The organism is Achromobacter aegrifaciens, from assembly GCF_902859735.1.
GTDB classification, from domain to species: Bacteria; Pseudomonadota; Gammaproteobacteria; order Burkholderiales; family Burkholderiaceae_B; genus Achromobacter; species Achromobacter aegrifaciens.
The window spans coordinates 34,209-58,925 of record NZ_CADIJY010000006.1 but is presented as its reverse complement, the minus strand read 5'-3'; the positions used below and the strand labels follow the sequence as shown (position 1 = coordinate 58,925).

Genomic DNA, 24,717 nt, shown 5'->3' with positions numbered 1-24,717 from the left:
ATGGAAAACGCAACGCTGTATACCCAAGTCCGCCCGGCCGGCGGCGAGATGACCTCGGTGTTGGTGCGCGACGGCCGCATCCAGGCGCTGGGCGGGCCGGCGCCCGCCGGCGTGCCGGTGGTGGACGGGGGCGGCGCGCTGATGCTGCCGGGCCTGATCGACGCCCACGCGCACCTGGACAAGACCATGTACGGCATGCCCTGGTACCGCAACGAGGTCGGCCCGCGCCTGATCGACAAGATCGAGAACGAGCGCGCCGAGAAGAAGCGCCTGGGCATCGATCCGTACCGGCAGTCGGCGCGCCAGCTGGTGATGTCGATCGGCGACGGCACCAGCCATATCCGCAGCCATGTGGACGTGGATACGGACATTGGACTGGGCGCGATCGAAGGCGTGATGCGCGCGCGCGAACAGTATCGCGACCAGATCGACGTGGAGATCGTCGCGTTCCCGCAGAGCGGGCTGCTGATCCGCCCGGGCACGCTGGAACTGATGGACGAGGCCTTGCGCATGGGCGCGGAAGTGGTGGGCGGGCTGGACCCGGCCGGCATGGACCGCGATCCCAAGGGCCATCTGGACGCCATCTTCGGGCTTGCGCAGCGGCATGGAAAGCCCATCGACATCCATCTGCACGAAGCGGGCGAACTCGGCGCGTTCTCGATGCAGATGACCATAGACCGGGTGCTGGCGCTGGGCATGCAGGGCAAGGTCACGCTGTCGCATTCCTTCTGTCTGGGCATGCCCGACACGCAGGCGGTGCAGGCCCTGACGGAAGGTTTGCTGAAGGCCGGCGTGCACATCATGACCACGGGCTCGGCCTCGCGGCCGGTGCCCAATGTGGCGAAGCTGCACGCGGCCGGCGTCACGGTCTGCACGGGCAACGACGGCATGCGCGATACCTGGGGTCCCTACGGCAAGCCCGACATGCTGGAACGGACCATGCTGGTGGGCCTGCGCAACAACTTCCGTCGCGACGACGAGCTGGATCTGGCGCTGCACGTGGCGACCTACGGCAATGCGCAGGTCATGGGCCTGTCCGACTACGGTTTGGCGCCAGGCTGCCACGCCGACTTCGTGCTGGTGGACGCCGAGACGGTGGCCGAAGCGATCGTATCGCGCCCGCAACGCAAGCTGGTCGTCAAGGGCGGGCGCGTGGTCGCGCGCAACGGCCGGGCGCTGGCGGAGGCGCCGTGATGAGCGCGCCGCAAGGCCCCATCCTGCTGACCGCCCGCTGGGTGGTGGGCCACGAGAACGGCCGCCATTGCCTGTACGAGAACGGCGAGGTGGTGTTCGAGGGCGACCGCATCGTCTACGTCGGCCACCGCTACCCGGGGCAGGTCGCGCAGCGTCGCGACTATGGCCGGGCGCTGATCGGCCCGGGTTTCGTGGACCTGGATGCGCTGTCCGACCTGGACACGACCATCCTGGGCTTCGACAACTCGCCCGCCTGGAAGAAGGGCCGCATCTGGCCCGAGTCCTACATGAAGCGGGGGCCGTACGAGATGTATACGGCGGCCGAACTCGCATTCCAGAAGCGCTACGCGTTTGCCCAGCTGATACGCAACGGCATCACGACGGCGCTGCCGATCGCGTCGCTGTTCTACCGAGTGTGGGGCGAGACCCGCGATGAATTCCTGTCTGCGGCCAATGCCGCCGGCGAGCTGGGCCTGCGCGTCTACCTGGGACCGGCCTATCGCAGCGGCCATACATATGTGGACGCCGGCGGCACGATCCGCTGTCATTACGACGAGGCGCGCGGCTTGGCGGGACTGGAGGCGGCCCTGGCCTTCTGCGACGAAATCGAAGGCCGTCACAACGGCCGCGTGCGCGCCATGCTGTCGCCCGACCGCATCGAAACCTGCACGCCTGCGCTGTTGCGCGCATCGGCTGCGGCGGCGCGCGAGCGGAATATCCCGATCCGGCTGCATTGCTGCCAGTCACGCCTGGAGTACGACCTGGTGCTGGAGCAGCATGGCATGAGCCCGCCGGAATGGCTGCAAAGCCTGGACTTCCTGTCCGAGCGCGCTTTGCTGCCGCATGGCACTTATGTGTCGGGTTCGCGCCATATCGAGCGGCCCGGGCGCGACCTGGAGATCATCCGCGACGCCGGCGCCAGCATCGTGCATTGCCCGCTGGTGTCGGGGCGACATGGCGCCACGCTGGAATCGTTCGCGCGCTACCGCAAGCTGGGCGTGAACATCGGCATGGGCACGGACACCTGGCCGCCCGACATGGTCCTGAACATGCAGGTGGGCATGATGCTGTGCCGGGTGGCCGACGGCTCGACCGAGGCGGTCCGCTCCGAGGACTACTACGACGCCGCCACCGTGGGCGGGGCTGACGCCCTGGGCCGTCCGGACCTGGGCCGGCTGGCCGTGGGCGCCAAGGCCGACATCGTGGTGTTCGATTTTTCGCACGACCGCAACGGCCAGCTGATCGATCCCATCCAGACGCTGATGGTGAGCGGCAGCGGGCGCGACGTATCGCAGGTCGTGATCGACGGCCGCTTCGTCATGGTGGACGGGCGGATCCCCGGATTCGATGCGCGCCTGGCGCAAGAGCAGGCGCAGACGCAGTTCGACGGGCTGGTGGCCCGCTACCCTGACCGCACCTGGGGGCATCCGCCGGCCGAGCAGATTTTTTCCTCCAGCTATCCGCGTCCCGCAAGGAGTCCGTCATGATGGCCCTCGTTCCCAACTCCACGCAGCCGCCGGCCGCGGCCAACACCGCGCCGACCCTGTCGGTGCGCGGCCTGTCGGTCGAGTTCCCGACGCGCCACGGCGTCCTGGTTGCCACACGCGACATCAGTTTCGACATCCAGCCGGGCGAGATCCTGGGCATGGTCGGCGAATCCGGCGCCGGCAAGTCGCTGACCGGCATGGCGGTGATCGGCCTGCTGGAGCCGCCCGGGCGGCTGGGTGGCGGCGAGATCCACCTGGCGGGCAGGCGCATCGACAACCTGCCGCCCAAGGCGCGCCAGCGTTTGCGCGGCAAGGAAATCGGCGCGATCTTCCAGGATCCGCTGACCAGCCTGCATCCTCTGTTCACGGTTGGCGACCAGTTGGTCGAGACGATCCGCCACCATGACAAGGTGAGCGCCCAGGCCGCGCGCCAGCGGGCGCTGGAGCTGCTGCTGGCCGTGGGCATCCCGGCGGCGGACAAGCGCATCGATCACTATCCGCATCAGTTCTCCGGCGGCATGCGCCAGCGCGTGGTGATTGCGCTGGCCCTGGCGGCGCGGCCGGCGCTCATCATCGCCGACGAGCCCACCACGGCGCTGGACGTGTCGGTGCAGGCGCAGATCACGGCGCTGTTGCGGCGCTTGTGTCGCGAGCAGGGCACTTCGGTGCTATTGGTGACGCACGACATGGGCGTGATCGCCGAGACCGCGGACCGCGTGGCGGTGATGTATGCGGGGCGCATCGTCGAGATCGGACCGGTGCTGGACGTGCTGCGCCGCCCGGGCCATCCGTACACGCAGGGCCTGATGAATGCGATTCCCGGCCTGCGCCAGCGCGCTGCCCGGCTGAACCAGATCGACGGCGCCATGCCGCGCCTGCACGCCATGCCCGACGGCTGTGCTTTCCACCCGCGTTGCTCGATGGCGGGGCCGCGTTGCGGCCAGCAGCGCCCGCCGCTGGCCGCATCTCCGGCCGGCGCCACCGTCAGCGCCTGCTGGCTGCATCAAGGAGGAGTCGCCCATGCCGCTTAACGATGATGTGTTGTTGCGGGCCGATGACCTGGCCTGTTGGTTCGACGTGTCGCCGCCCTGGCTGGAACGCACGTTGTCGCGTCAGCCCGAGCAGACCTTGAAGGCGGTGGACGGGGTGTCGCTATCCGTGCCGCGCGGTACAACTTTGAGCATTGTGGGCGAATCGGGCTGCGGCAAGTCCACGCTGGCGAAGCTGCTGGTTGGGCTGGTGGCGCCGACGCGCGGAACGCTGCGCTACGGGCGCAACCGCAAGGGCGGCGTGCTGCATCCGCAGATGATCTTCCAGGACCCCTACGCCAGCCTGAATCCGCGCTGGCGGGTGGGCAATATCGTGGCCGAACCGATCACGACGCTGGGCTTGCGAGCCACGCCGGCGGAAACGCGACGGAGGGTGGACGAGCTGCTGGAACTGGTTGGCCTGTCCGCCAGCGACGCCGGCCGCTTTCCGCACGAGTTTTCGGGCGGCCAGCGCCAGCGGATTTCGATCGCGCGGGCGCTGGCGACGGAGGCGGAATTCCTGGTGTGCGATGAACCGACCTCGGCGTTGGATGTGTCGGTGCAGGCGCAGATCCTGAACCTGATGGGGGATCTGCAGAAGGAGTTCGGGCTGACTTATGTGTTCATCAGCCACAACCTGTCGGTGGTGCGGCACGTGTCGGACAGCGTGGCGGTGATGTATCTGGGGCGCATCGTGGAGCAGGCGCCTGCGGATCAGCTGTTCGACTCGCCACAGCATCCGTATACGCGGATGCTGCTGGATACGATTCCGGACCTGGATGATCCGCGGCGGGATCGGGAGCCGATGGGGGGTGAGGTGCCTAATCCTATTTCGCCGCCGTCGGGGTGTACGTTTCATCCTCGGTGCGGGATGGCGCGGGAGCAGTGCAAGGTGGAGGCGCCTGTGGTTGTCGGGGTGGGCGGGCGGCAGTTACGGTGTCATGCGGTGGCTTGGGATGTGGTGCGGGCCGCTTGATCGTTGTTTGCTTGTTGCGTCCTGGTTCTTAAGGCGCCAGCCGCGCCGTGGGCCTGGGGCGAGCGGGGCAACGATTGCGGTCCGGAGCGTTCGCTCCGGACTGCCCCGTCGTCATCTTCGTCACCGCCTTCGGCGGTTCCTTCAGATTCCCTCGGGCTTATCGACGCCCCGCTCGCCCCAGGCCCACGGCGCGGCTGGCTCCGGCGTTTGAAACTTGACGTCAGTCGGGGGGGCGGTGTTCTTGGCGTTCTGGTCACGGGCGGTGAGAGATGGCGGGTCTTGCGGGGCCCGCCCCATGCCGGCCGCCCGGGCGGCCTCGTGGGGCTTACGCGGTGTCTTGCGATTTGCAATGACGCTGCGCACTGTTGGTGGTTGATTTCGGATGCCAATACACAGTGGGCCAACAATTGGCATTTCAACTCCGCCGCCAATGAGTACAGGTCGGCCAAATCGCCATGTCAACTCCGACGCCGGATGGGTGGCGCGCGCGAACGGATCTCGATGCGTGAACGGCTGCTCGCCGCGCGCCACCCATCACCGCCCACACCCCAGATGCAGGTGCCATTAGCAAACAGTTCCCCGTATTCGCGCAAGCGCAGACAGCCACGACGCCCATCAACACGTATGCTGCTTGCGGCCGCCCGCGCGGCCGCAAGCAGCGGGCAACGCAAGACTCGCCACCAACCACAGGTCTAGCAGCGCAACAGGCCAAGAATTCGGTAGCTCGCCGGCGCGGGCGCCTTGGCGGCGAGCAACCTCGATGCGCCCGAGGGAATCTGAAGGGAGGGCCGCAGGCCCGGACGAAGATGACGAAGGGGCAGTCCGGAGCGAAGGCTCCGGACCGCAATCGTGGGCGCTCGCCGCCAAGGCGCCCGCGCCGGCGAGCGGCCTACGAAGAAGCCCTGACGCCCGCCACTACAACAGAACCTGCAAACAGACCTACTTAGCGTAGACCAGATCCCGCAACCCCAGCGACAACCCCGGCCAATAAGTAATGACCATCAGGCAAACAATCACCACCCCCACAAACGGAATCAACGGCTTGATCAACCTCTCCAACGGCAACTTGGCCACTGCGCAAGCCGCGAAAAGATTCACGCCGAACGGCGGCGTAATCATCCCCAGCGCCAGGTTCACCACCATGATGATCCCGAAGTGCACCGGCTCCACGCCGAATTTCAGCGCCACCGGCAGCAGCAAGGGCGCCAGCACCACGATGGATGCCGAGGTTTCGATGAACATGCCGATCACGAACAGCGCCGCGTTCACGCCCATCAGGAAGGTGAACTTGGTGTCGAAGATCTGCGCCAGCCACACGCCCAGCGCGTCCGGGATGCCCGCGCGGTTGAGCAGGAAGCTGAAGATGCCGGCATTGGCGATCACGAACATGATCACCGCCGTCGACACCACCGACTTGTGCAGCGTGGCGGACAGCTGCTTGAAGCTCAGGCGGCGGTAGATGAACTTGCCCACCACCACGGCGTACATCACTGCCACGACCGAGGCTTCGGTTGGCGTGAAGATGCCGCCGTAGATGCCGCCCAGGATGATGACCGGCATCATCAGCGCCAGCCAGGCGTTCTTGAACGCAGGCCACAGCGGCAGGCGGCCTTCGCCGTCGCGCTTGCCCAGGTTGTTGCGCTTGGCGTAGAGCCAGACGTAGAGCATCAGCGCCACGCCGATCAGGATGCCGGGCATGACGCCGGCGATGAACAGTTCGCCGGTCGAGGTGTCGGTGGACACCGCGAACAGGATCATCGGGATGGACGGCGGGATGATCACGCCCAGTTCCGCCGCGCTGGCCTGCAATGACGCCGCGAAGGGCGCGGGGTAGCCGTGCCGGATCATGGCGGGAATCAGGATCGCGCCCACCGCGAAGGTGGTGGCCACGCTGGAGCCAGCCACGGCGGCGAAGATCATGCAGGTCAGCACGCAGGTGCAGGCCAGGCCGCCCTGGATGCCGCCCACCACGCTCTTGGCGAACTCCACCATGCGTTCGGAGATGCCGCCGGCTTCCATCAGGTTGCCGGCCAGGATGAAGAAGGGGATGGCGACCAGCGGGTACTTGTCCAGCGCGGCGAAGAGTTGCTGGGCCACCACCACCCAGGGCAGGCCGGCGGCGCCGACTCCCGCCAGGCTGGCCAGGCCGATCGACACGGCGACCGGCACGGACAGCCCGAAGAAAATCAGCATCGAGACAATCATTAATTGGGACATGGCGATATCTGCTGCTTATGTTCTGTGGGGGGCGGCTCAGCCTTGCGCGTCGTTGCGCACAGGCACGTCGTCTTCTTCGCCGGCGCACCAGCGGGCCAGCACGGCGATGGCGGCCAGGGTGGCGCCCACGGGGATGGCCAGATAGATCCAGGAAATCGAAATGTCCAGGCTCGGCACGGTCTGGAAGCGCACGCGGTAGGTCATGTTGCCGCCAATCCAGGCCAGAAAGCCGAGGAATCCGGCGCAGATCAGGCCGATCACGGCTTCGAGCACGCGGCGGCGCGTGCCGCCCAGCAGGTTGCGCAGCAGTTCCACGCTGATCATGGCGCCGTGGCGAAAGGCCAGGGCCACGCCCAGCAGCACGGTCCAGATCAGGAGGGCGCGGGTCAGCACCTCGCTCCAGTCGGCCGGGGAGTGCAGCACGAAGCGCGCGATGACTTGGTAGAAGGCGGCGGCCGCGGCGGCCACCAGCAGCAGTTGGGCAAGGACCGAGACCAGTTTGAACAGGCCGCGGTCGAAGGCGCAGAGCAAACGCATGATGAATCCCGTTGGCGTTGTACGCAAAGGATGGGAACAAAAGCGGCGGGACCGGGATCCCGCCGCCAAGGGGATGCGCCCCGGATCGGGGCGGCCCCTGCTTACTTGGTGTCGCGGATCGCGTCGATCAGCTTCTTGTCGAACTTCTTGTAGTACTCGGGGTAGGCGGGCTCGACGGCGGCGGCGAAGGCGGCGCGGTCCACTTCGGTCACCTGCATGCCTTCCTTCTTCAGTTGTTCGACGCCCGTCTTCTCGATGTTGTCCACGTAGGCGCGCATGGCCTGGGCGGATTCCTTGCCAGCCTTGTCGAAGTTGGCCTTGTCCGCGGCCGACAGGCCCTCGTACACGTTGGCCGACATCAGCACCAGGGCCGGGCCGTAGACGTGGCCGGTCAAGGACAGGTATTTCTGCATCTGCGACAGCTTGGCCGAGGTGATCACCGACAGCGGGTTCTCCTGGCCATCGATGGTGCCTTGCTGCAGGGCGGTGGCGACTTCAGGCCAGGCCATGGGGGTCGGCAGGATGCCGATCTGGCGGAAGGCCGTGATGTGGATCGGGTTTTCCGTGGTCCGGATCTTCAGGCCCTTGGCGTCGGCCGGCGTCTTGACCGGGCGGACGTTGTTGGTCAGGTGGCGGAAGCCCTGTTCGCCCCAGGCCAGGGCGATGATGCCGCGGCTGGGGAACTTTGCCAGCATATCTTGTCCGATCTTGCTGTCGAGCACGTTGCGGGCGTGCGGCAGGTCGCGCAGCAGGAAGGGGATGTCGAACACGCCGGTTTCGGGAACGAAGTTCAGCGTGGCGCCGGTGGACACGATGGCCAGGTCGATGGTGCCGATCTGCAGGCCTTCGATCACTTCGCGTTCGCCGCCCAGCGCGCTGTTGGCGAATTGCTGTACCTTGTACTTCCCGCCCGTGGAGGCTTCGATGGACTTGGCCAGCGCGTCGGCGCCGGCGCCATAGTGCGAGGACGTGGACAGCGCGTAGGCCATCTTCAGGGTGTTCTGCGCCACGGCGGGCAGGGCGGTTGCGGCCGTGCAGGCGGCCAGTATCGTGGCGGCAAGCCAGGATTTACGCATCGTCTTCTCCAGGTTTTGAGTATCTTTATGGGTGGCTTAGCCTCCCGCCCCGGGATGATATCGGGATTCGGCCCCGATCTAGGCCGTTGGTTAACATTGTGGAATGATGGATTTCCCTGATACGTCACGGGCCAGGCGCCCAGGTTTTTGGTCCACCTTGCGCCAGGGCGCCAGGATGATGATGCGCGACGCCCGCGCCGGGGAACTGCGGCTGCTGGTGCTGGCGCTGGTCGTGGCGGTTGCCGCGGTGACCAGCGTCGGCTTCCTGGCGGACCGGGTCGGCCGGGCGCTGGAGCGCGACGCCGGGCAGATGCTGGGCGCCGACTTGGTGCTGGACGCCGACGAGCCGGTGCCAGCGGCCTTCATGGACCAGGCCCGCGAACGCGGTTTGGCCGTCTCCAGCACCTGGCAGTTTCCCTCCATGGTCGGAGCCGGAGACGGCGCCCAACTGGCTGCGCTGAAGGCGGTGGAGCCGGGCTATCCGCTGCGCGGCGCCCTGCGCGTGGCGGGCGCACCGTTCGAACCCGATGCCCCGACTCGCGATATTCCGCCTGAAGGGGCGGTCTGGGTGGACGCCCAATTGCTGTCCCTGCTGAACCTGAAGGTGGGCGACACGCTGAACGTGGGTGACGCCCACCTGCGGGTGGACCGCGTCATTACCTATGAGCCGGACCGCGGCATGCAATTCGTCAACGTGGCGCCGCGGGTGCTGCTGCGCGCCAGCGATCTGCCCGCCACCGGCCTGATCGCGCCGGGCAGCCGCATCGGCTACGCCATGCTGGTTGCGGGCCAGCCCGACGCCGTGGCGGGCTACTCGACGTGGCTCAAGCAGAATCTGAAGCGCGGCCAGAAGGTTGCCACCCTGGAGTCCGGCCGGCCCGAAGTGCGCCGCACGCTGGACCGGGCGCAGCGCTTCCTGTCGCTGGTCGCGCTGCTGGCGGTGCTGATATCGGCCGTGGCCGTGGCCCTGGCCGCCGGCCGCTACATGACGCGCCACCGCGACGGCATCGCGGTCATGCGCTGCCTGGGGGCGGTGCAGTCGCAAGTGTCGCGCATGCTGACGCTGGAGTTCACCCTGGTCGGCCTGTTCTCGTCGGCCGCGGGCTGCCTGCTGGGTTATGCGGTGCATCAGGTGCTGGTCATGCTGCTGGGTTCGCTGATCGATACCAGCTTGCCTGCGCCCTCGGCCATCCCGGCCTTGCAGGGGCTGTTGACCGGCCTTTTGCTGTTGCTGGGTTTTGCCTTGCCGGCGCTGGCCCAACTGCGCCACGTGCCGCCGGCCCGGGTGCTGCGCCGCGACGCCGACGCGCTCAGCGCGCGCAGCGCCCTGGGCTATGTCCTGGGGGCCGCGGGCTTCGCGCTACTGATTTGGTGGTTTGCCGGCGACGCCAAGCTGGGCGGCGTGGTGGCGGGCGGCTTCTTGGGAGCCTTCGCCGTGTTCGCGCTGGTGGCCTGGCTCTGCATCCTGGGCCTGGCGCGCGTGCGCCGGTTGGCCGCCGGCCTGCCGGCGCTGCGTTTCGCGCTGGCTGGCGTAGTGCGCCGGCGCGCCGCTACCATCACCCAGGTGTGCGCTTTGGCGGTGGGCCTGATGGCGCTGTTGTTGCTGACCATGACGCGCACCGACCTGATCCAGGGCTGGCAGCGGACCTTGCCGCCGGACGCACCCAACCGTTTCCTCATCAATGTGCAGCCGGACCAGCGCCAGGCCGTGACCGACGCGCTCACCCGCGAAGGCCTGGGCCGCATCACGCTGGCGCCGATGGTGCGCGGGCGGCTGATCGCCATCAACGGCAAGCCCGTGGGGCCGGACGACTACGAGGAGCCCCGCGCCAAGCGGCTGGTGGACCGCGAGTTCAACCTGTCCTATGGCGACGAATTGCCGTCTTCCAACCGTATCGAGCAGGGCCGCTGGCTGGAGCCGGGCGCGTCCGAGGTGTCGCTGGAGTCAGGCCTGGCCAAGAGCCTGGGCCTGGCGCTGGGCGACAAGATGACCTTCGATGTGGCGGGGCAGCAGGTCGAGGCGGCAGTCACCAGCACCCGACGGGTCGATTGGGATACGATGCGCGTCAATTTTTTCGCCATCCTGACGCCCGCCGCGTTGGCCGACATGCCCCAGAGCTGGATCACGTCCTTCTACCTGCCGCCCGAAAAGGCCTCGGTCCTGCCCGCGCTGGTGCGCGAGTTCCCGAACCTGACGGTGTTCGACGTAGGCGCCATCCTGCAACAGCTGCAATCAGTACTGAACGAAGTGGGGAAAGCCGTTCAACTGTTGTTCCTGTTCACGCTGGCCGCCGGCGTGCTGGTGCTGTCCGCGGCGCTGACGGCCACGCGCGACGAGCGCATGCGCGAAGCCGCCGTGCTGCGCGCTCTGGGCGCCACCCGTAGCCAGCTGGCGCGCTCCCAGCGCATCGAGCTGTGGGCCGTGGGTGGCCTGGCTGGTCTGCTGGCAGCGGCCGGCGCCACCGCAATCGCTTGGGCTTTGTCAACGCAGGTCTTTGATTTCACTATTACTCTTAGCCTTTGGCCGTGGCTGGCGGGCATCGCCGCGGGCATGTTGGGCGCCTGGGCCGGCGGCGCCCTGGCCCTGCGCGGCGTGTTGCGCACGCCGCCCCTGGTCACCCTACGAGAAACCTGATGCCGACGCGCGTCCATACGATTACCGAACCCGTGGAAAACTCCAGCAGCATTTTTGACCTACTTGGCGGCGAGCCGGGCGTGCGCGCCCTGGTGGACCGCTTCTATGACCTAATGGACATGGAGCCCGACCTGAAGGAGCTGCGGGCGGCCCATGGTCCCAGCCTGGACCAGGCGCGCGACAAGCTGTTCTGGTTTCTTTGCGGTTACTTTGGCGGCCCGGACCACTATATAGAACGCTTCGGCCATCCCCGGCTGCGCGCCCGCCACCTGCCGTTCTCGATCGGTGAGGTCGAGCGCGACCAGTGGGTGACCTGCATTGGCCGGGCCATGGAAGACCAGGGGATCGAACCGGCCCTGGTCGAACGCCTGCTGCAGTCCTTCTACGGCGTAGCCGACTGGATGCGCAATCGTGAAGGCTGAAGGCGATTCCCGATCCGGCGAACGGCGCCAGGCCTGGTCCGGCCCCCTGGGCGGAGCCATGCTGAGCGATCCCTCGCGCCTGACAGAAGCCGGCCCGGACCTGTTCAACCCGGCGCACTATGGCGATCGGGCGCGGCCGGTGGATGCCGGCGGACGCCAGGCCGCCTGGTTCGTGCAGGGGGCGGGCTGGCAGGGCGTGCTGCGCCGCTACCGCCGCGGCGGGATGATCGCGCGCATCAGCCGCGACGCCTATCTCTGGAACGGCGAGGCCCGCACCCGCAGCTTTCGCGAATACCGCCTGCTGGCCGCCATGCGCGCCCAGGGCCTGGCGGTGCCTGCGCCGCTGGCCGCCGCCTATTGGCGGCAAGGCCCGATCTACCGCGCCGCCATCGTGGTCGAGCGCATTCCCGGCGTGCGGCCGCTGGCCCACATGCTGGCCGAGCCGGTCTGGCAGGCGGCGGCCGAGGCCATCGTGCGCATGCACCGGGCGGGCGTCTGGCATGCAGACCTCAATGCCTTCAACATCCTGGTGGGCAGCGACGGTCGCATCTGGCTGATCGATTTCGACCGCGGCACGCAAGGTTCCCTGTCCGACCGCCAGCGCGAGGCCAACCTGGAACGCCTGCGCCGTTCGCTGCGCAAGGTCGCCGGGGAAGAGGGCGAGCGCTTCTGGCTGCGCCTGCGCGACAGCTACTGGACGGCCTGGGGCGTGGGGATCCAGCACTGATCCCGGCGGGGGCGGCCAAATGCCGCCATCTGGCCCAAATCGCGCCAATCACCCGGCAAAGTTGGGCAGGTCCTCGCTAAAAAGCTTTATCATTTCGCCTTTTGGTACTCCTGTCACATACGGCATAACGCAAGGGGGCTGGTGATGAAACTACGGGCGGGTATGCGCTTGGCGCTTGGGGCGATGCTGGTCATGGCGGCCTCGTCGGCGGCGGTGGCGCAGAACAAGGTCGTCAACGTCTACAACTGGGCCGAATACACGGCTCCGGACACAATTCCCGGTTTTGAAAAGGAAACCGGCATCAAGGTCCGCTATGACGTCTACGACAGCAACGACACCCTGCAGGCCAAGTTGTTGGCCGGCAAGTCGGGTTATGACGTCGTTGTCCCGTCCACGCATTACGCCTCGCGCCAGATCGAAGCCGGCCTGTTCCAGAAGCTGGACAAGTCCAAGATCCCGAACTGGAAGTACCTGGATCCCGAAATCATGGCGCTGGTCGCCACCGTCGATCCTGGCAACGAATACGCCATTCCCTGGGGCTACGGCACCAATGGCCTGGGCTACAACGTCACCAAGGTCAAGCAGATCATGGGCGACGGCGTGGACCTGGCCAACTGGGACATGATCTTCAAGCCCGAGAACGCCGCCAAGCTGAAAGAGTGCGGCATCTCCATGCTGGACGAAGCCGCCCAGGTGTTCCCGGCCGTGCTGAAGTACCTGGGCAAGGATCCCAACAGCACCAACGCCGACGACTACAAGGCCGCGCTGGACGTGTTGATGAAGATCCGCCCGTACATCCGCCAGTTCAGCTCGTCGGGCTATATCGACGAGCTCGCCGTGGGAGACCTGTGCATGGTCTACGGCTTTTCCGGCGACGTGATGATCGCTCGCAAGCGCGCCCAGGACGCCAAGAAGTCCTATGAAGTGAACTACTTCATCCCCAAGGGCGGCGCGCCCGCGTGGTTCGACCTGATGGTCATCCCCAAGGATGCTCCGCATCCCGAAGAGGCGCTGGCCTTCATCAACTACATCGAAACGCCCAAGGTGCACGCGGCCATCACCAACACCATGTTCTATCCCAACGCCAACAAAGAGGCGCGGCAGTTCGTGGTCAAGGACGTGGCCGACAACCCCATGATCTACCCGCCGGCGGACGTCTCCAAGACCCTGTATGTGATCAAGGCGCTGCCCTTGAACATCCAACGCCTGCAAAACCGGATGTGGTCCGAGCTGAAGTCTGGAAGATAAGTCATCATGAGCGATAGCCGTTACTCGGCGCAGCATTCGGCCGATCCGGACGAGTTCGTCCGGATTTCCGATGTCGTAAAGATCTTCGGCGATGTGGTCGCCGTCCGTTCCGTCAATCTCTCGGTCAAGCGCAACGAGATCTTCGCCCTGCTCGGCAGTTCGGGCAGCGGCAAGTCCACCTTGCTGCGCATGCTGGCGGGCTTCGAGGAAGCCACCTCGGGCCAGATATTCCTGGACGGCGAAGACATCACGCACGTGCCGCCGTACCGCCGGCCCGTGAACATGATGTTCCAGTCCTACGCGCTGTTCCCGCACATGACGGTCGAGGCCAACGTGGCCTTCGGCCTGAAGCAGGAAGGCGTGGACCGGGCCGAGATCCATGACCGCGTGTTCGAAGCCCTGGACCTGGTCCAGATGGCCGGTTATTCGCGCCGCAAGCCCAACCAGCTGTCGGGCGGCCAGCAGCAGCGCGTGGCCCTGGCGCGCAGCCTGGTCAAGCGGCCCAAGCTGCTGCTGCTGGACGAGCCCATGTCCGCCTTGGACAAGCAGATCCGCCAGAAGACCCAGATCGAACTCGTGAAGATCCTGGAGCAGGTCGGCGTGACCTGCATCATGGTCACGCACGACCAGGAAGAAGCCATGACCATGGCCCACCGCCTGGCCGTCATGACCGAAGGCCAGATCGTCCAATGCGGCACGCCGCAGGACGTCTACGCCTTTCCGAATTCCCGCTTCGTTGCCAGCTTCATCGGGTCGACCAACATGTTCACCGGCACCATCGTGGTCGATGAACCGGACCACGTCGCCATCGAGTGCGGCGAGCTGACCCGTCCGCTCTTCGTCAACCACGGCGTGAGCGAGCCGCTGGGCATGGAAGTGCACGTCTCCATCCGCCCTGAACGCCTGGTGGTGTCGCGCGAGCAGCCCGAAGCCGAATACAACTGGGCCCATGGCATGGTCAGCCACATGGCCTGGATGGGCAGCTACGCGCTCTATCAGATCCGCCTGGATTCCGGCAAGACGGTCGAGGCCAGCGTGCCCAGCCAGTTGCTGGCCCAGATGGACGCGCCCGGCATCGATGAAGAGATCTTCGTCAGCTGGGACGCCGACAGCGCCACGGTGCTGGCGTCATGATCCGCTTTTCGCCCCGCGACTGGTTGCCGTCGGGCCGGGCGCTGGCGGTGGTGCCGCCGTTCGCCTGGCTGGTGCTGTTCCTGCTGGTGCCGTTCCTGCTGGTCCTGAAGATCAGTTTCGCCGAACTGAAGTTCGGCATTCCGCCCTATACGTCCCTGGCGGAATTCAAGGACGAGGCGGTGCAGTTCAGCCTGCACCTGCGCGGCTACATCCTGCTGTTCACGGACAGCCTGTACTTCGCCACGTATCTGAATTCGGTGAAGATCGCCGCCATCACCACGCTCTTCTGCGTGCTGATCGGCTATCCCATCGCCTATTACATCGCGCGTTCGTCGCCGGCGGTGCGCAACCTGCTGCTTTTGGGTGTGATCCTGCCGTTCTGGACTTCGCTGCTCCTGCGCGTATACGCCTGGGTCGGCATCCTGCGCAACGACGGGCTGCTCAACAACCTGCTGCAGGGCCTGGGCATCATTTCCAGTCCGCTGGAAATCTACCGCACCGACGTCGCCGTCTACATCGGCATGGTTTACGCCTACCTGCCATTCTTCATCCTGCCGCTGTACGCCACGCTGGTGAAGATGGACCTGCGCCTGCTGGAAGCCGCCTACGATCTGGGCGCCAAGCCCTGGCAGGCGTTCTGGCAGATCACGGTGCCGCTGTCGCGCCAGGGCGTGATTGCCGGCGCCATGCTGGTGTTCATCCCGGCGGTGGGCGAGTACGTGATCCCCGAAATGCTGGGCGGCGCCAACACGCTCATGATGGGCCGCGTGATGTGGAATGAGTTCTTCAACAACGCCGACTGGCCCATGGCTTCGGCCGTGACCTGCGTGATGGTGCTGTTGCTGCTGGTGCCGCTGGTGTACTTCCAATACAACCAGGTCAAGCAGCAGGAACAGGCGAACGGAGGCCGCAAATGAACGGGCCCAACAAGACTTTGCGCGCCGTCGTGCTGGGACTGGGGTACTTTTTCCTGTACGTGCCCATCATCAGCCTGATGGTGTTCTCGTTCAACGAGTCGCCCACCGTCACGTCCTGGACCGGTTTCTCGTTCCGCTGGTATCACTCGCTGTTCAACGACGACGCGCTGCTGCGCGCGGCCTGGCTGTCGTTCCGCATTGCCGCCATGACTGCTACCGCCGCCGTCATCATCGGCACCTGGGCCGGCTACGTGCTGGGGCGCATGGGGCGCTTCCGCGGCTTCGCCTTGTACGTGGGCATGCTGAGCGCGCCGCTGGTCATCCCCGAAGTGGTGCTGGGCATCTCGCTACTGCTGATGTTCGTGGAGCTGCGCGGCAGCCTGGGCTGGCCCGCCGAAAACGGCATCTTCACGATCTGGGTCGGCCACGTGACCCTGTGCATGGCCTTTGTCGCGGTGGTCATCCAGACCCGCATCCGCGACCTGGACCGTTCGCTGGAAGAAGCCGCGCTGGACCTGGGCGCCACGCCCATGACCGTGTTCTTCAAGATCACGCTGCCGCTGATCGCGCCGGCGCTGGCCTCGGCCTGGCTGCTGTCCTTCACCCTGTCGCTGGACGACGTGGTGCTGGCCTCGTTCCTGTCCGGCCCCAGCTCCAGCACGTTGCCCATGGAAGTTTTCTCGCGCGTGCGCCTGGGCCTGAAACCCGAGATCAACGCGCTGGCGACCCTCTTCATCCTGGCGGTCGGCACTTGCGTGATCCTGGCCAACCGCATGCAATGGCGCAAGGAGTCCGAACCCAAATGAAGCAAACCACCCTGTATGGCCTGACCAAGTGCAGCACCTGCGTCAAGGCGCGCGACTGGCTGACGGCGCATGGCGTCGCCCACGCGTTCGTGGACTACCGCGACAACCCGGTGCCGGCCGCCACGCTGAAAGCCTGGGCGGACCAGGTCGGCGGCTGGGAAAAACTGGTCAACCGCACGTCCATGACCTGGCGCAACCTGCCCGAAGAGCGCAAGACGGCGCACACCGATGCGCAGTGGACCCAGTTGATCGCCGAGTATCCGGCATTGGTGCGCCGCCCGGTCACGGTCACGCCCGATGGCGAGGTGAGCGTTGGCTTCAGCGAAAAGCGCTACGGCGAACGTTTCGCCTGAGGCGGCGGCCCAGGCCGGCCTGGCGCCGGGCGCGCCCGGCCGGGCCTTGCCTGACGCCTTCTTCGACCGCGACGCCGCCCAGCTGGCGCGCGAGCTGCCGGGCAAGGTCATCCGCCACCGCGTGGGCGACCTGTGGCTGTCGGCCCGCATCATCGAGACCGAAGCCTATTACCTGGAAGAGAAGGGCAGCCATGCGTCGCTGGGGTACACCCATAAGCGGCGCGCGCTGTTCATGGACGGCGGTACGGTCTACATGTATTACGCCCGCGGCGGGGATTCGCTGAATTTCAGCGCGGGAGGGCCGGGCAATGCCGTGCTGATCAAATCCGCCTATCCCTGGACGGACGCGCTGTCCGGACCGCAAGCGCTGGCCCGCATGCTGGAGTTGAACCCCGATGCACAGGGGCGGCCGCGACCGGTCTCCGGCCTGTGCGCCGGCCAGACCCTGCTGTGCCGGGCGCTGGGCCTGAAAGTGCCGGACTGGGACGCACGCGGTTTCGACCCGCAGGCGCTGTATGTGGAGGATGTGGGGGAGTCGCCCGAAGCCCTGATCTGCACCACGCGCCTGGGCATTCCGCTGGGCCGGGACGAACACCTGCACTACCGTTTTGTGGACCCTGCTTACGCGGCCTTTTGCACGCGCAATCCCTTGCGCCGCGGACAGCGCGCCGGCCACGACTACGTATGGGTGGACCGCCAGGGCGTGGTGTTGCCAGAGGCGCCGCAGGCGTAACCGACCGGCCCGCGCCCCGGCCGCGTCTGCGCAGGGCGCGTCAGAACCCGCCGGTGGCAATACGTTCGGCCAGGGCCGCGCGCATGCGCACGTACTTGCGGTGGATGCGCCGGCTGTTCAGGCGCTTGCTCCAGGCATAGATCGGGATCAGCGGCAGGCCGCCGAAGCCGTCGATCAGGTACAAGCCCTGCTTGCCGTCGGCATTCAGGCCACAGGCGATGTTGCTGGCGGAGACATCGTGCAGAACCACGTGGGCATCGGCCAGATCCTGGAAGAATTCGTCCAGCTGCGCGCTGAGGGCGTCGTCGAGCTTGCCCTGCCTGGCCAGGTCCGTCACGGTGGGGGCGATGTTGCCGTCGGCGTCGCGGATTTTCTCGACGACCAGGCCCAAGCCCAGCGTGGTTTGGGCCACGCCGAGTATGCGCGCCATGGGCACCTGCCATACGCCCGAGGGGCGGGTGGTGGTGGTGACGTATTCGTAGATTTCGGTCAGGTAGACGCGGTACGCGCTTTCGCGCTGGTATTGCTTATACCAGCGCTTGAACGGGCGGGCCTCCAGATAAATCGCGCGGGCGCGCATGTCCATGACCTTGACGAGCAAGGACGGCATGTTGGGGTGCTGGAAGATGTGCCGGTCATGGCCGGAGGCGACCGGCGTGGCGGCGTTCAGGTCCAGCGGCCCGAAGATGGACTGGAAAGACGCCGCGGGCGTACAGAGAGAAGGATCTGCGGGGTTCAAGGGGAGATCAAGCCTGTTTGGATGCTCCCGAGTTTAATCCTTGAGCTGGAGCATGAGTCCGCCAGATGCCGAATCTCGGCCGGATTTACCGGGGAAGGCGTGGCCGGAGTCCTACAATCCCGGCTTTGGAGACGCATCTTTTGAACGACATACATCTGCTTTGGATCGCCGCGGGCGGCGCCGTTCTGGCCTTTTTGGCGGCCTTGCTGGCATGGCTGCGCCCGCCCGCGCAGGATGCCCGGCTCGACGCGCTGCTGGAAAGCCTGGAACGCACCGAGCGCGCGCTGCGCGCCGACATCGCGGAAGGGCAGCGCGGCCTGCGCAGCGAATTCGCGGACTCCACCCGCGCCTTGAGGGTGGAGCTGTCGCAGTCGCATGGCGATTTGCGCGCCGGGTTGTCGCGTGACGCCCAGGCCGCGCGCGCGGAGTCGGCGGAATCGCTGGCGCGATTTGCGGCGGGTTTCTCCGAGCAGTTGCAGGGCCTCATCCAGATCAACGAGCGGCGCCTGATGGAAGTGCGCGCCACGGTCGACCAGCGGCTGCAATCGTTGCAAACCGACAACAGCGCCAAGCTCGACGAAATGCGCCGCACCGTGGACGAAAAGCTCCACGCCACGCTGGAGCAGCGCCTGGGCGAGTCCTTCAAGCTGGTGTCGGACCGCCTGGAGGCCGTGCACAAGGGCCTGGGCGAAATGCAGGCCCTGGCGGCGGGCGTGGGCGACCTGAAGCGGGTGCTGACCAACGTCAAGTCGCGCGGCACCTGGGGCGAGGTGCAACTGGCCAGGCTGATCGAGGACAACATGACGCCGGACCAATACGCCAGCAACATCAAGCCCGTGCCGGGCAGCGATGCCGTGGTGGAGTTCGCCATCCGCCTGCCGGGGCGCGGCGATGGCGGCGAACCCGTCTGGCTGCCGATCGACGCCAAGTTTCCCAAGGAAGAGTACGAGCGCCTTATGGACGCGCAGGAAGCCGCCGACACCGAAGGCGTGAAGAACGCCGGCGCCGCGCTGGGCCGCGCGGTGGAACTGCAGGCGCGCCTGATCGCCGGCAAGTACGTGGCGCCGCCGCACACCACCGACTTCGCCATCATGTTCCTGCCTACCGAGAGCCTGTACGCGGAGGTGCTGCGCCGCCCGGGGCTGCTCGATAAGCTGCATGACCTGCGCGTCAACGTGGCCGGCCCCAGCAACCTGGCGGCATTGTTGAACAGCCTGCAGATGGGGTTTCGCACGCTGGCGATCGAACAGCGTTCGTCCGAGGTCTGGCAGGTGCTGCGCGCGGTCAAGACGGAGTTCGGCAAGTTCGGCGAATCCCTGGCCAGCGTCAAGAAGACGCTGGACACCGCCAGCAACAAGATCGGCCAGACGGAAGTGCGCACCCGCGCCATGCTCAAGAACCTGAAAGCCGTCGAGGCGCTGCCCGAAGCCGACGCCCGGCTCCTGCTCGGCACTGCGGACGAGGGCGACGCCGGGGACGACGACGAAGACCAGGCCGCAGGCCAGAACTGATCCGGCCGCGGCGGCATCGCAGGGGCGTGAGCTTGTTGCCCGCAGCGACTGCCGATATCCTGGCGTCAGCGGCAATCCGCCGTCAGTCACCTGGAGCATTGCAAGCATGAGCACCGCTGAACGCCATGATTCCTCCACCCTGGACGCGACGGCGCTGGGCGCCGATATCGCACAAGGGGTCACCACTGCGCTTGCTGCGATGCAGCAGGCGGTGGACCGGGTGGCGGCCCGCAATCCCTCGATCAACGCCGCCTGCGGCCTGCAGGCGGAAATCGGCCTGCGCCTGGCGCAGTCATTGGACGAGGAGCTGGGCGGCCAGTCGCAGGAACAGCGGTTGGCGCAATTGCAGAGACGGCCGTTCCTGGGCGTACCCACCTTGCTCAAGGACCTGGGCACGGCGGCGCTGGGCCTGCCCAGCGCCATGGGTTCGGTGCTGTACGGCCAGGTGGAATGGAACGTCGACGCCGAGATCGTCAAGCGCTACCGCCGCGCGGGCCTGATTCCGTTCGGCCGCACGACCAGCGCCGAATTGGGCCTGAGCCCCACCACCGAATCGCCGGTCTACGGGCCGGCCACCCAGAACCCCTGGAAGGCGGGCCATAGCGCGGGCGGGTCCAGCGGCGGCGCAGGCGCTGCGCTGGCCAGCGGCATGGTGCGCATCGCCCATGGCAGTGACGGCGGCGGGTCGATCCGCATTCCTTCGTCCTGCTGCGGCGTACTGGGCCTGAAGCCTTCGCGCGGCTTGATGCCGCTGGGCCCGCTGAAGGGTGAAGGCTGGGGCGGCCTGGCCACCGAACACATGATGACCCTGTCGGTGCGCGACTGCGCCGCGTCGCTGGACATCAGCGCCGGCGCCGACGTGGGTGCGCCTTACGCCGCGCCGGCACTGCCGGCTGACTCCTACCGCGCCGTGGTGGCGCGCGTCGCTGCTGATCCGCAATCGGCCGCACGGCGTCGCATTGCCTTCGTCAACACGACCTACGAGGGCGAGGCCATCCATCCTGAAGTGGCGGCCGCCGTGGACGAGGCCGCGCAGCTTTTCGCGTCGCTGGGCCATGAACTCGTGCCTGCCGCGCCGCCGGTGGGATCCGAGGAGGTGCTGTCGCCGATGCTGCCGCTGATCGCGAGCGCGGCGGCCAACGCCATTGACGCCTTCGTGGCCGCGCGCGGCCGCCGCCTGGCCGCCGATGAATTGCAACCGACAACGCTGGGCGCGCGCGAATACGCCCGCGCCATCTCCGGCGCGCAGTACGTGGCCTGCGTCGACACCTGCCACGAGATCACGCGCCGGGTCGGCCGCTTCCTGGAACGCGACGGCGCGCAAGGCTACGACCTGTTCCTGAGCCCGGTGCTGGCGCAGCCGCCGGCGCCCATCGGCCGCTACGCCATGGACAACGCCGACTACCTGGCCTACCGTTTGGGCAAGAAGGGCGTCATCGGCTATTCGCCGTTTGCGCCCTTGGCCAATCTGACCGGCATGCCCGCCATCTCCATCCCCTTCGGCATGTCGTCCGACGGCCTGCCCATCGGCATCCAGCTGATGGGGCCGCTGGGCAGCGAGGCGCTGCTGCTGGAGCTGGCGGCGCAGGTCGAGGCGCTGCGGCCCTGGGCCCTGGTGGCGCCGATGGCCAGATAGGCCCGAAGGGGCTGACCGCGCCGCGGGCTGGCGGCACATCAGTGGACCGATCCAGGGAGCAGCCATGTCATCGTTCGCGACACATACCGTATCCAACCAGGTGCCGCCCCTGGAGGACTACTCCTTGTACGAAACCGACCCGGCCTTGCGCGAGGCGGTGCGGCGCGAAGGCGCGCAAGCCTGGGAGCCGGACCTGGCGGCGCATGGCGCCTGGCTAGGCCGCGCGCAGACGCTGGAAGCCGGCGCGCAGGCCAACCGCTGCACGCCGCGCCTGGTCAGCTACGACCGCGGCGGCCACCGCATCGACCGCGTCGAATTCCATCCGTCCTGGAATCTGCTGATGGGCGGCATCATGGCGCGCGGCCTGCACAGCCGCGCCTGGGTGCAGCCCGAGCCGGGCGCGCAGGTGGCGCGGGCCGCGGCCTATGTCATGCAGGGGCAGGTCGAGGCGGGCAGCCTGTGTCCCACCACCATGACGTTTGCCGCGGTGCCGCTGTTGCAGCGTGAACCTGCGGGCGTCGTGGATTTCGGCGGGCAATGGCTGAACGCCCTGTATTCGCGGGAGTTCGACGGCGCCGACGCGCCGCTGGCCGCGAAGCGCTCGGCCCTGATCGGCATGGGCCTGACGGAGAAGCAGGGCGGCTCCGACCTGCGCGCCGTCACCACGCGCGCCACGCCAGTAGGCGCGCCCGGCCGCGGCCGCGCCTATTTGCTGGTCGGCCACAAATGGTTTTTCTCGGTGCCGCAGGCCGACGCGCATCTGGTGCTGGCGCAGACCGACGAAGGACTCAGTTGCTTTTTCGTGCCGCGCTGGATACCGGACGGACCGCGCAATGCCGTGCGCGTGCGCCGGCTGAAGGACAAGCTGGGCAACCGCAGCAACGCCAGCGCCGAGGTCGAATTCGAGGAAGCCTGGGGCGTCATGGTGGGCGAACCGGGCCGCGGCCTGGCCGTGCTGCTGGAGATGGCCGCCACCACCCGGCTGGATTGCGTGCTGGGCAGCGCGGCGCTGCTGCGGCAGGCGCTGGTGCAGTCGGCGCATCATGCGCGCCACCGTCACGCCTTCGGCAAGCCCTTGATCGAGCAGCCGCTGATGCGCAACGTGCTGGCCGACCTGGCGCTTGAAAGCGAGGCGGCCATGATGCTGGGCCTGCGGCTGGCGCGCGCCGTGGACGAGCGCGCCGACGCTGCGGCGCGGGCCCTGGTCCGCGTGGGTACGCCGGCCGCCAAGCTCTGGGTCTGCAAGCGCGCGATCGCCGCGGTGGCCGAATGCATGGAGGTCTGGGGCGGCAACGGCTACGTGGACGACGGCCCTATGCCCCGGCTTTACCGCGAAACCCCGGTCAATTCCATCTGGGAAGGCTCCGGCAACGTCATGGCGCTGGACGTATTGCGCGCCTTGCAGCGCGAGGCCGGAGCGCTGCCCGCGCTGGAGCGCGAGTTCGCGCAGGCGGCGGGGCAGTACCAGGACTTCGACGACGCGCTGGCGCGCTGGCGGACCTTGCTGGCTGATGGCGTCCAGGCCGAGTTCCAGGCTCGCCGCATCGCCGCCGGCCTGGCGCGCTTGTGGCAGGCTGCCTTGCTGATCCAGCATGCGCCTGCGCCGGTGGCGCAGGCTTTCGTCGCCAGCCGCCTGAACGCGGGCGGCGGCGTGTTCGGCGAACTGGCGGCGGGCGCGGATGTGCAGGCCATCCTGGCGCGGGCGTGGCCTGCTGCCGCATGCTAAATTTCCTGGCTTGACCAACCTTCCCGCATTTTTCGCCATGCTTTCCCAGCAAGAACTCAAGCAGCAAGCCGCCGACGCGGCCCTGGAATTCGTTGAACAGGTCGCAGGACCCGACGCCATCATCGGCGTGGGCACGGGCTCCACGGCGGATCTCTTCATCGACGGCCTGGCCCGTTTCAAGGGTCGGATCGGCGGCACGGTGGCCAGTTCCGAGCGCAGCGCCGCCCGGCTTGCCGGACACGGGCTGAAGGTGCTGGACCTGAACGACATCACGACGATGCCGATCTACGTCGACGGCGCCGACGAGATCGACGCCAACCTGCACATGATCAAGGGCGGCGGCGGTGCGCTGACGCGCGAGAAGATCGTGGCTTCGGTGGCCGAGCGCTTCATCTGCATCGCCGACGAGTCCAAGCTGGTGCAGACCATGGGCAAGTTCCCGCTGCCCGTCGAAGTCATCCCAATGGCGCGCGCATCCGTGGCGCGCGCCCTGGCGGCGCTGGGCGGTCAGCCCAAGCTGCGCGAGGGATTCGTCACCGATAACGGCAACGTCATCCTGGACGTGTCCGGCCTGTCCATCACCGACGCGCCGGGCCTGGAAGCCCGGGTCAACAATCTGGCGGGCGTAGTGACCTGCGGCCTGTTCGCGATCGCGGGCGCCGACGTGGCCCTGCTGGCCACGCAAAACGGCATCCGCCGGCTGGACCGCCGCGCCTGAGTCCGCTTGCCGACGCCTCCCGGCGTTGCCCCGGCCGGCCCGCCTTGTGGCCGCCGGGGTCCGTGTTCATAATCCTGTCACACTTGGGTCATAACCTTGCGGGTTGTGCAGGCCCATCTCGTAATATCCTTTTTTCAGGGCAGTGCAATGAGACCAAACACGCAGGGAGCCCGGATGTCGGAGCATACAAACAAGCAGTTCGATGCGGACCTCGAAAGCGTCCGTTCGCAGTTCCTGCAAATGGGCGGCCTTGTGGAAGCCATGATCCAGGAGGCCATCGACGCGCTCGCCAGCGGCGACATTTCGCTGGTCGAGAAAGTCCGTGAGCGTGAAAAGGAAGTCAACCGCCACGAAGTCGAAATCGACGAGAGCATCAGCCGCATCCTGGCGCGCCACCAGCCCACCGCCATCGACCTGCGCATGCTGATGGCCGTGTCCAAGATGCTGACCGACATGGAGCGTTCCGGCGATGAAGCCGAGAAGGTCGCCACCGTCGCGCGCCGCATCCACGAAGCCGAACTGCGCCACATCCCGGTGATCGAACTGCGCCACATGGCTGCCAATGTGCGCACCATGCTGCATCAGGCGCTGGACGCGTTCGCCCGCCTCGATCCCATCCAGGCCGCCGCCGTCGTGCGCAGCGATAAGGAAGTGGACAAGGAATGGAAGGGCGCGCTGCGCCACCTGATCACGTACATGATCGAAGATCCGCGCACCATCTCGCGCGCCATCGACATGATCTTCATCGCGCGCGCGCTGGAACGCATCGGCGACCACGCCAAGAACATGTCCGAGCGCGTGATCTACATGGTCAAGGGCGCCGACGTGCGCCACACCGGCGTGAAGAACACCGAGCGCCTGGCGCGCGGTGAAGAAGAAGACACGGAAGAGTAAGCG

General features: G+C 67.1%; 22 protein-coding genes. 18 read left to right on the top strand and 4 right to left on the bottom strand.

Going from position 1 to position 24,717, the window contains the following annotated elements; all coding sequences use genetic code 11:
• Genes HV766_RS18745 through HV766_RS18730 form a run of 4 tightly spaced genes read left to right on the top strand, consistent with a single transcriptional unit; the run spans position 1 to position 4,685 of the window.
• Positions 1-1,194, top strand: coding sequence for an amidohydrolase family protein (locus HV766_RS18745; protein WP_054451143.1), 1,194 nt, complete (start codon positions 1-3; stop codon positions 1,192-1,194).
• The gene (locus HV766_RS18740) at positions 1,194-2,681 is read left to right on the top strand and encodes an amidohydrolase family protein (protein WP_175181681.1); all 1,488 of its coding nucleotides are present in this window, start codon (positions 1,194-1,196) and stop codon (positions 2,679-2,681) included. The genes HV766_RS18745 and HV766_RS18740 overlap by 1 nt, the downstream gene beginning before the upstream one ends.
• Positions 2,678-3,712: an ABC transporter ATP-binding protein gene (locus tag HV766_RS18735; RefSeq protein WP_119450505.1), complete on the top strand. Its 1,035-nt coding sequence runs from the start codon at positions 2,678-2,680 to the stop codon at positions 3,710-3,712. The genes HV766_RS18740 and HV766_RS18735 overlap by 4 nt, the downstream gene beginning before the upstream one ends.
• Positions 3,702-4,685 carry an ABC transporter ATP-binding protein gene (locus tag HV766_RS18730; protein WP_175181680.1) on the top strand — a complete coding sequence of 328 codons (984 nt, stop codon included), beginning with the start codon at positions 3,702-3,704 and terminating at the stop codon, positions 4,683-4,685. Before HV766_RS18735 ends, HV766_RS18730 begins: the two co-directional genes overlap by 11 nt.
• A gap of 939 nt (positions 4,686-5,624) precedes the next feature.
• On the opposite strand, the gene HV766_RS18725 is transcribed toward HV766_RS18730, so the two are convergent.
• The 3 genes from HV766_RS18725 to HV766_RS18715 form a co-directional block, all read right to left on the bottom strand.
• Positions 5,625-6,902, bottom strand: coding sequence for a TRAP transporter large permease (locus tag HV766_RS18725; RefSeq protein ID WP_054451153.1), 1,278 nt, complete (start codon positions 6,900-6,902; stop codon positions 5,625-5,627).
• Positions 6,903-6,938: 36 nt separating this feature from the next.
• Positions 6,939-7,439, bottom strand: coding sequence for a TRAP transporter small permease (locus tag HV766_RS18720; RefSeq protein ID WP_054451154.1), 501 nt, complete (start codon positions 7,437-7,439; stop codon positions 6,939-6,941).
• Between the two features lie 101 nt (positions 7,440-7,540).
• Positions 7,541-8,515, bottom strand: coding sequence for a TRAP transporter substrate-binding protein (locus HV766_RS18715; RefSeq protein ID WP_054451155.1), 975 nt, complete (start codon positions 8,513-8,515; stop codon positions 7,541-7,543).
• Between the two features lie 103 nt (positions 8,516-8,618).
• Between HV766_RS18715 and HV766_RS18710 the strand changes: the two genes are divergently transcribed.
• From HV766_RS18710 to HV766_RS18670, 9 genes are all read left to right on the top strand, one after another.
• Positions 8,619-11,150 carry an ABC transporter permease gene (locus tag HV766_RS18710; RefSeq protein ID WP_054451156.1) on the top strand — a complete coding sequence of 844 codons (2,532 nt, stop codon included), beginning with the start codon at positions 8,619-8,621 and terminating at the stop codon, positions 11,148-11,150.
• Positions 11,150-11,572, top strand: coding sequence for a group II truncated hemoglobin (locus HV766_RS18705; protein ID WP_054451157.1), 423 nt, complete (start codon positions 11,150-11,152; stop codon positions 11,570-11,572). Before HV766_RS18710 ends, HV766_RS18705 begins: the two co-directional genes overlap by 1 nt.
• Positions 11,562-12,299 carry a 3-deoxy-D-manno-octulosonic acid kinase gene (locus tag HV766_RS18700; protein WP_254593338.1) on the top strand — a complete coding sequence of 246 codons (738 nt, stop codon included), beginning with the start codon at positions 11,562-11,564 and terminating at the stop codon, positions 12,297-12,299. The genes HV766_RS18705 and HV766_RS18700 overlap by 11 nt, the downstream gene beginning before the upstream one ends.
• Positions 12,300-12,443: 144 nt before the next feature.
• On the top strand, positions 12,444-13,547 hold the full coding sequence (locus HV766_RS18695; protein ID WP_119450499.1) for a polyamine ABC transporter substrate-binding protein: 1,104 nt from the start codon (positions 12,444-12,446) through the stop codon (positions 13,545-13,547).
• A 6-nt stretch (positions 13,548-13,553) separates the two neighbouring features.
• The gene (locus tag HV766_RS18690; RefSeq protein ID WP_054451160.1) at positions 13,554-14,681 is read left to right on the top strand and encodes an ABC transporter ATP-binding protein; all 1,128 of its coding nucleotides are present in this window, start codon (positions 13,554-13,556) and stop codon (positions 14,679-14,681) included.
• Positions 14,678-15,598, top strand: a complete 921-nt coding sequence (locus HV766_RS18685) for an ABC transporter permease subunit (protein ID WP_119450498.1) — start codon at positions 14,678-14,680, stop codon at positions 15,596-15,598. The genes HV766_RS18690 and HV766_RS18685 overlap by 4 nt, the downstream gene beginning before the upstream one ends.
• Positions 15,595-16,404: an ABC transporter permease subunit gene (locus tag HV766_RS18680; RefSeq protein ID WP_042792726.1), complete on the top strand. Its 810-nt coding sequence runs from the start codon at positions 15,595-15,597 to the stop codon at positions 16,402-16,404. The genes HV766_RS18685 and HV766_RS18680 overlap by 4 nt, the downstream gene beginning before the upstream one ends.
• Entirely contained in the window at positions 16,401-16,757 is a 357-nt protein-coding gene (locus HV766_RS18675; RefSeq protein ID WP_054451162.1) for an arsenate reductase, read from the top strand. Before HV766_RS18680 ends, HV766_RS18675 begins: the two co-directional genes overlap by 4 nt.
• A gap of 19 nt (positions 16,758-16,776) precedes the next feature.
• Complete coding sequence (locus HV766_RS18670; protein ID WP_119450571.1) at positions 16,777-17,490, top strand: DNA-3-methyladenine glycosylase; 714 nt, start codon at positions 16,777-16,779, stop codon at positions 17,488-17,490.
• Between the two features lie 40 nt (positions 17,491-17,530).
• Here the strand turns inward: HV766_RS18670 and HV766_RS18665 are convergent, their stop codons facing one another.
• Positions 17,531-18,229, bottom strand: a complete 699-nt coding sequence (locus tag HV766_RS18665) for a PhoP regulatory network YrbL family protein (RefSeq protein WP_054451163.1) — start codon at positions 18,227-18,229, stop codon at positions 17,531-17,533.
• 140 nt (positions 18,230-18,369) lie between these two features.
• On the opposite strand from HV766_RS18665, the gene HV766_RS18660 reads away from it, so the two are divergent.
• From HV766_RS18660 to phoU, 5 genes are all read left to right on the top strand, one after another.
• Positions 18,370-19,740 carry a DNA recombination protein RmuC gene (locus HV766_RS18660; RefSeq protein ID WP_119450496.1) on the top strand — a complete coding sequence of 457 codons (1,371 nt, stop codon included), beginning with the start codon at positions 18,370-18,372 and terminating at the stop codon, positions 19,738-19,740.
• A gap of 106 nt (positions 19,741-19,846) precedes the next feature.
• Entirely contained in the window at positions 19,847-21,376 is a 1,530-nt protein-coding gene (locus HV766_RS18655) for an amidase (protein ID WP_175181679.1), read from the top strand.
• Between the two features lie 64 nt (positions 21,377-21,440).
• The gene (locus tag HV766_RS18650) at positions 21,441-23,102 is read left to right on the top strand and encodes an isovaleryl-CoA dehydrogenase (RefSeq protein WP_175181678.1); all 1,662 of its coding nucleotides are present in this window, start codon (positions 21,441-21,443) and stop codon (positions 23,100-23,102) included.
• A gap of 37 nt (positions 23,103-23,139) precedes the next feature.
• Positions 23,140-23,820, top strand: a complete 681-nt coding sequence (gene rpiA / locus HV766_RS18645) for a ribose-5-phosphate isomerase RpiA (RefSeq protein ID WP_054451340.1) — start codon at positions 23,140-23,142, stop codon at positions 23,818-23,820.
• A gap of 174 nt (positions 23,821-23,994) precedes the next feature.
• The gene (gene phoU, locus HV766_RS18640; protein ID WP_054451167.1) at positions 23,995-24,714 is read left to right on the top strand and encodes a phosphate signaling complex protein PhoU; all 720 of its coding nucleotides are present in this window, start codon (positions 23,995-23,997) and stop codon (positions 24,712-24,714) included.
• The last annotated feature ends 3 nt before the right edge of the window (positions 24,715-24,717 follow it).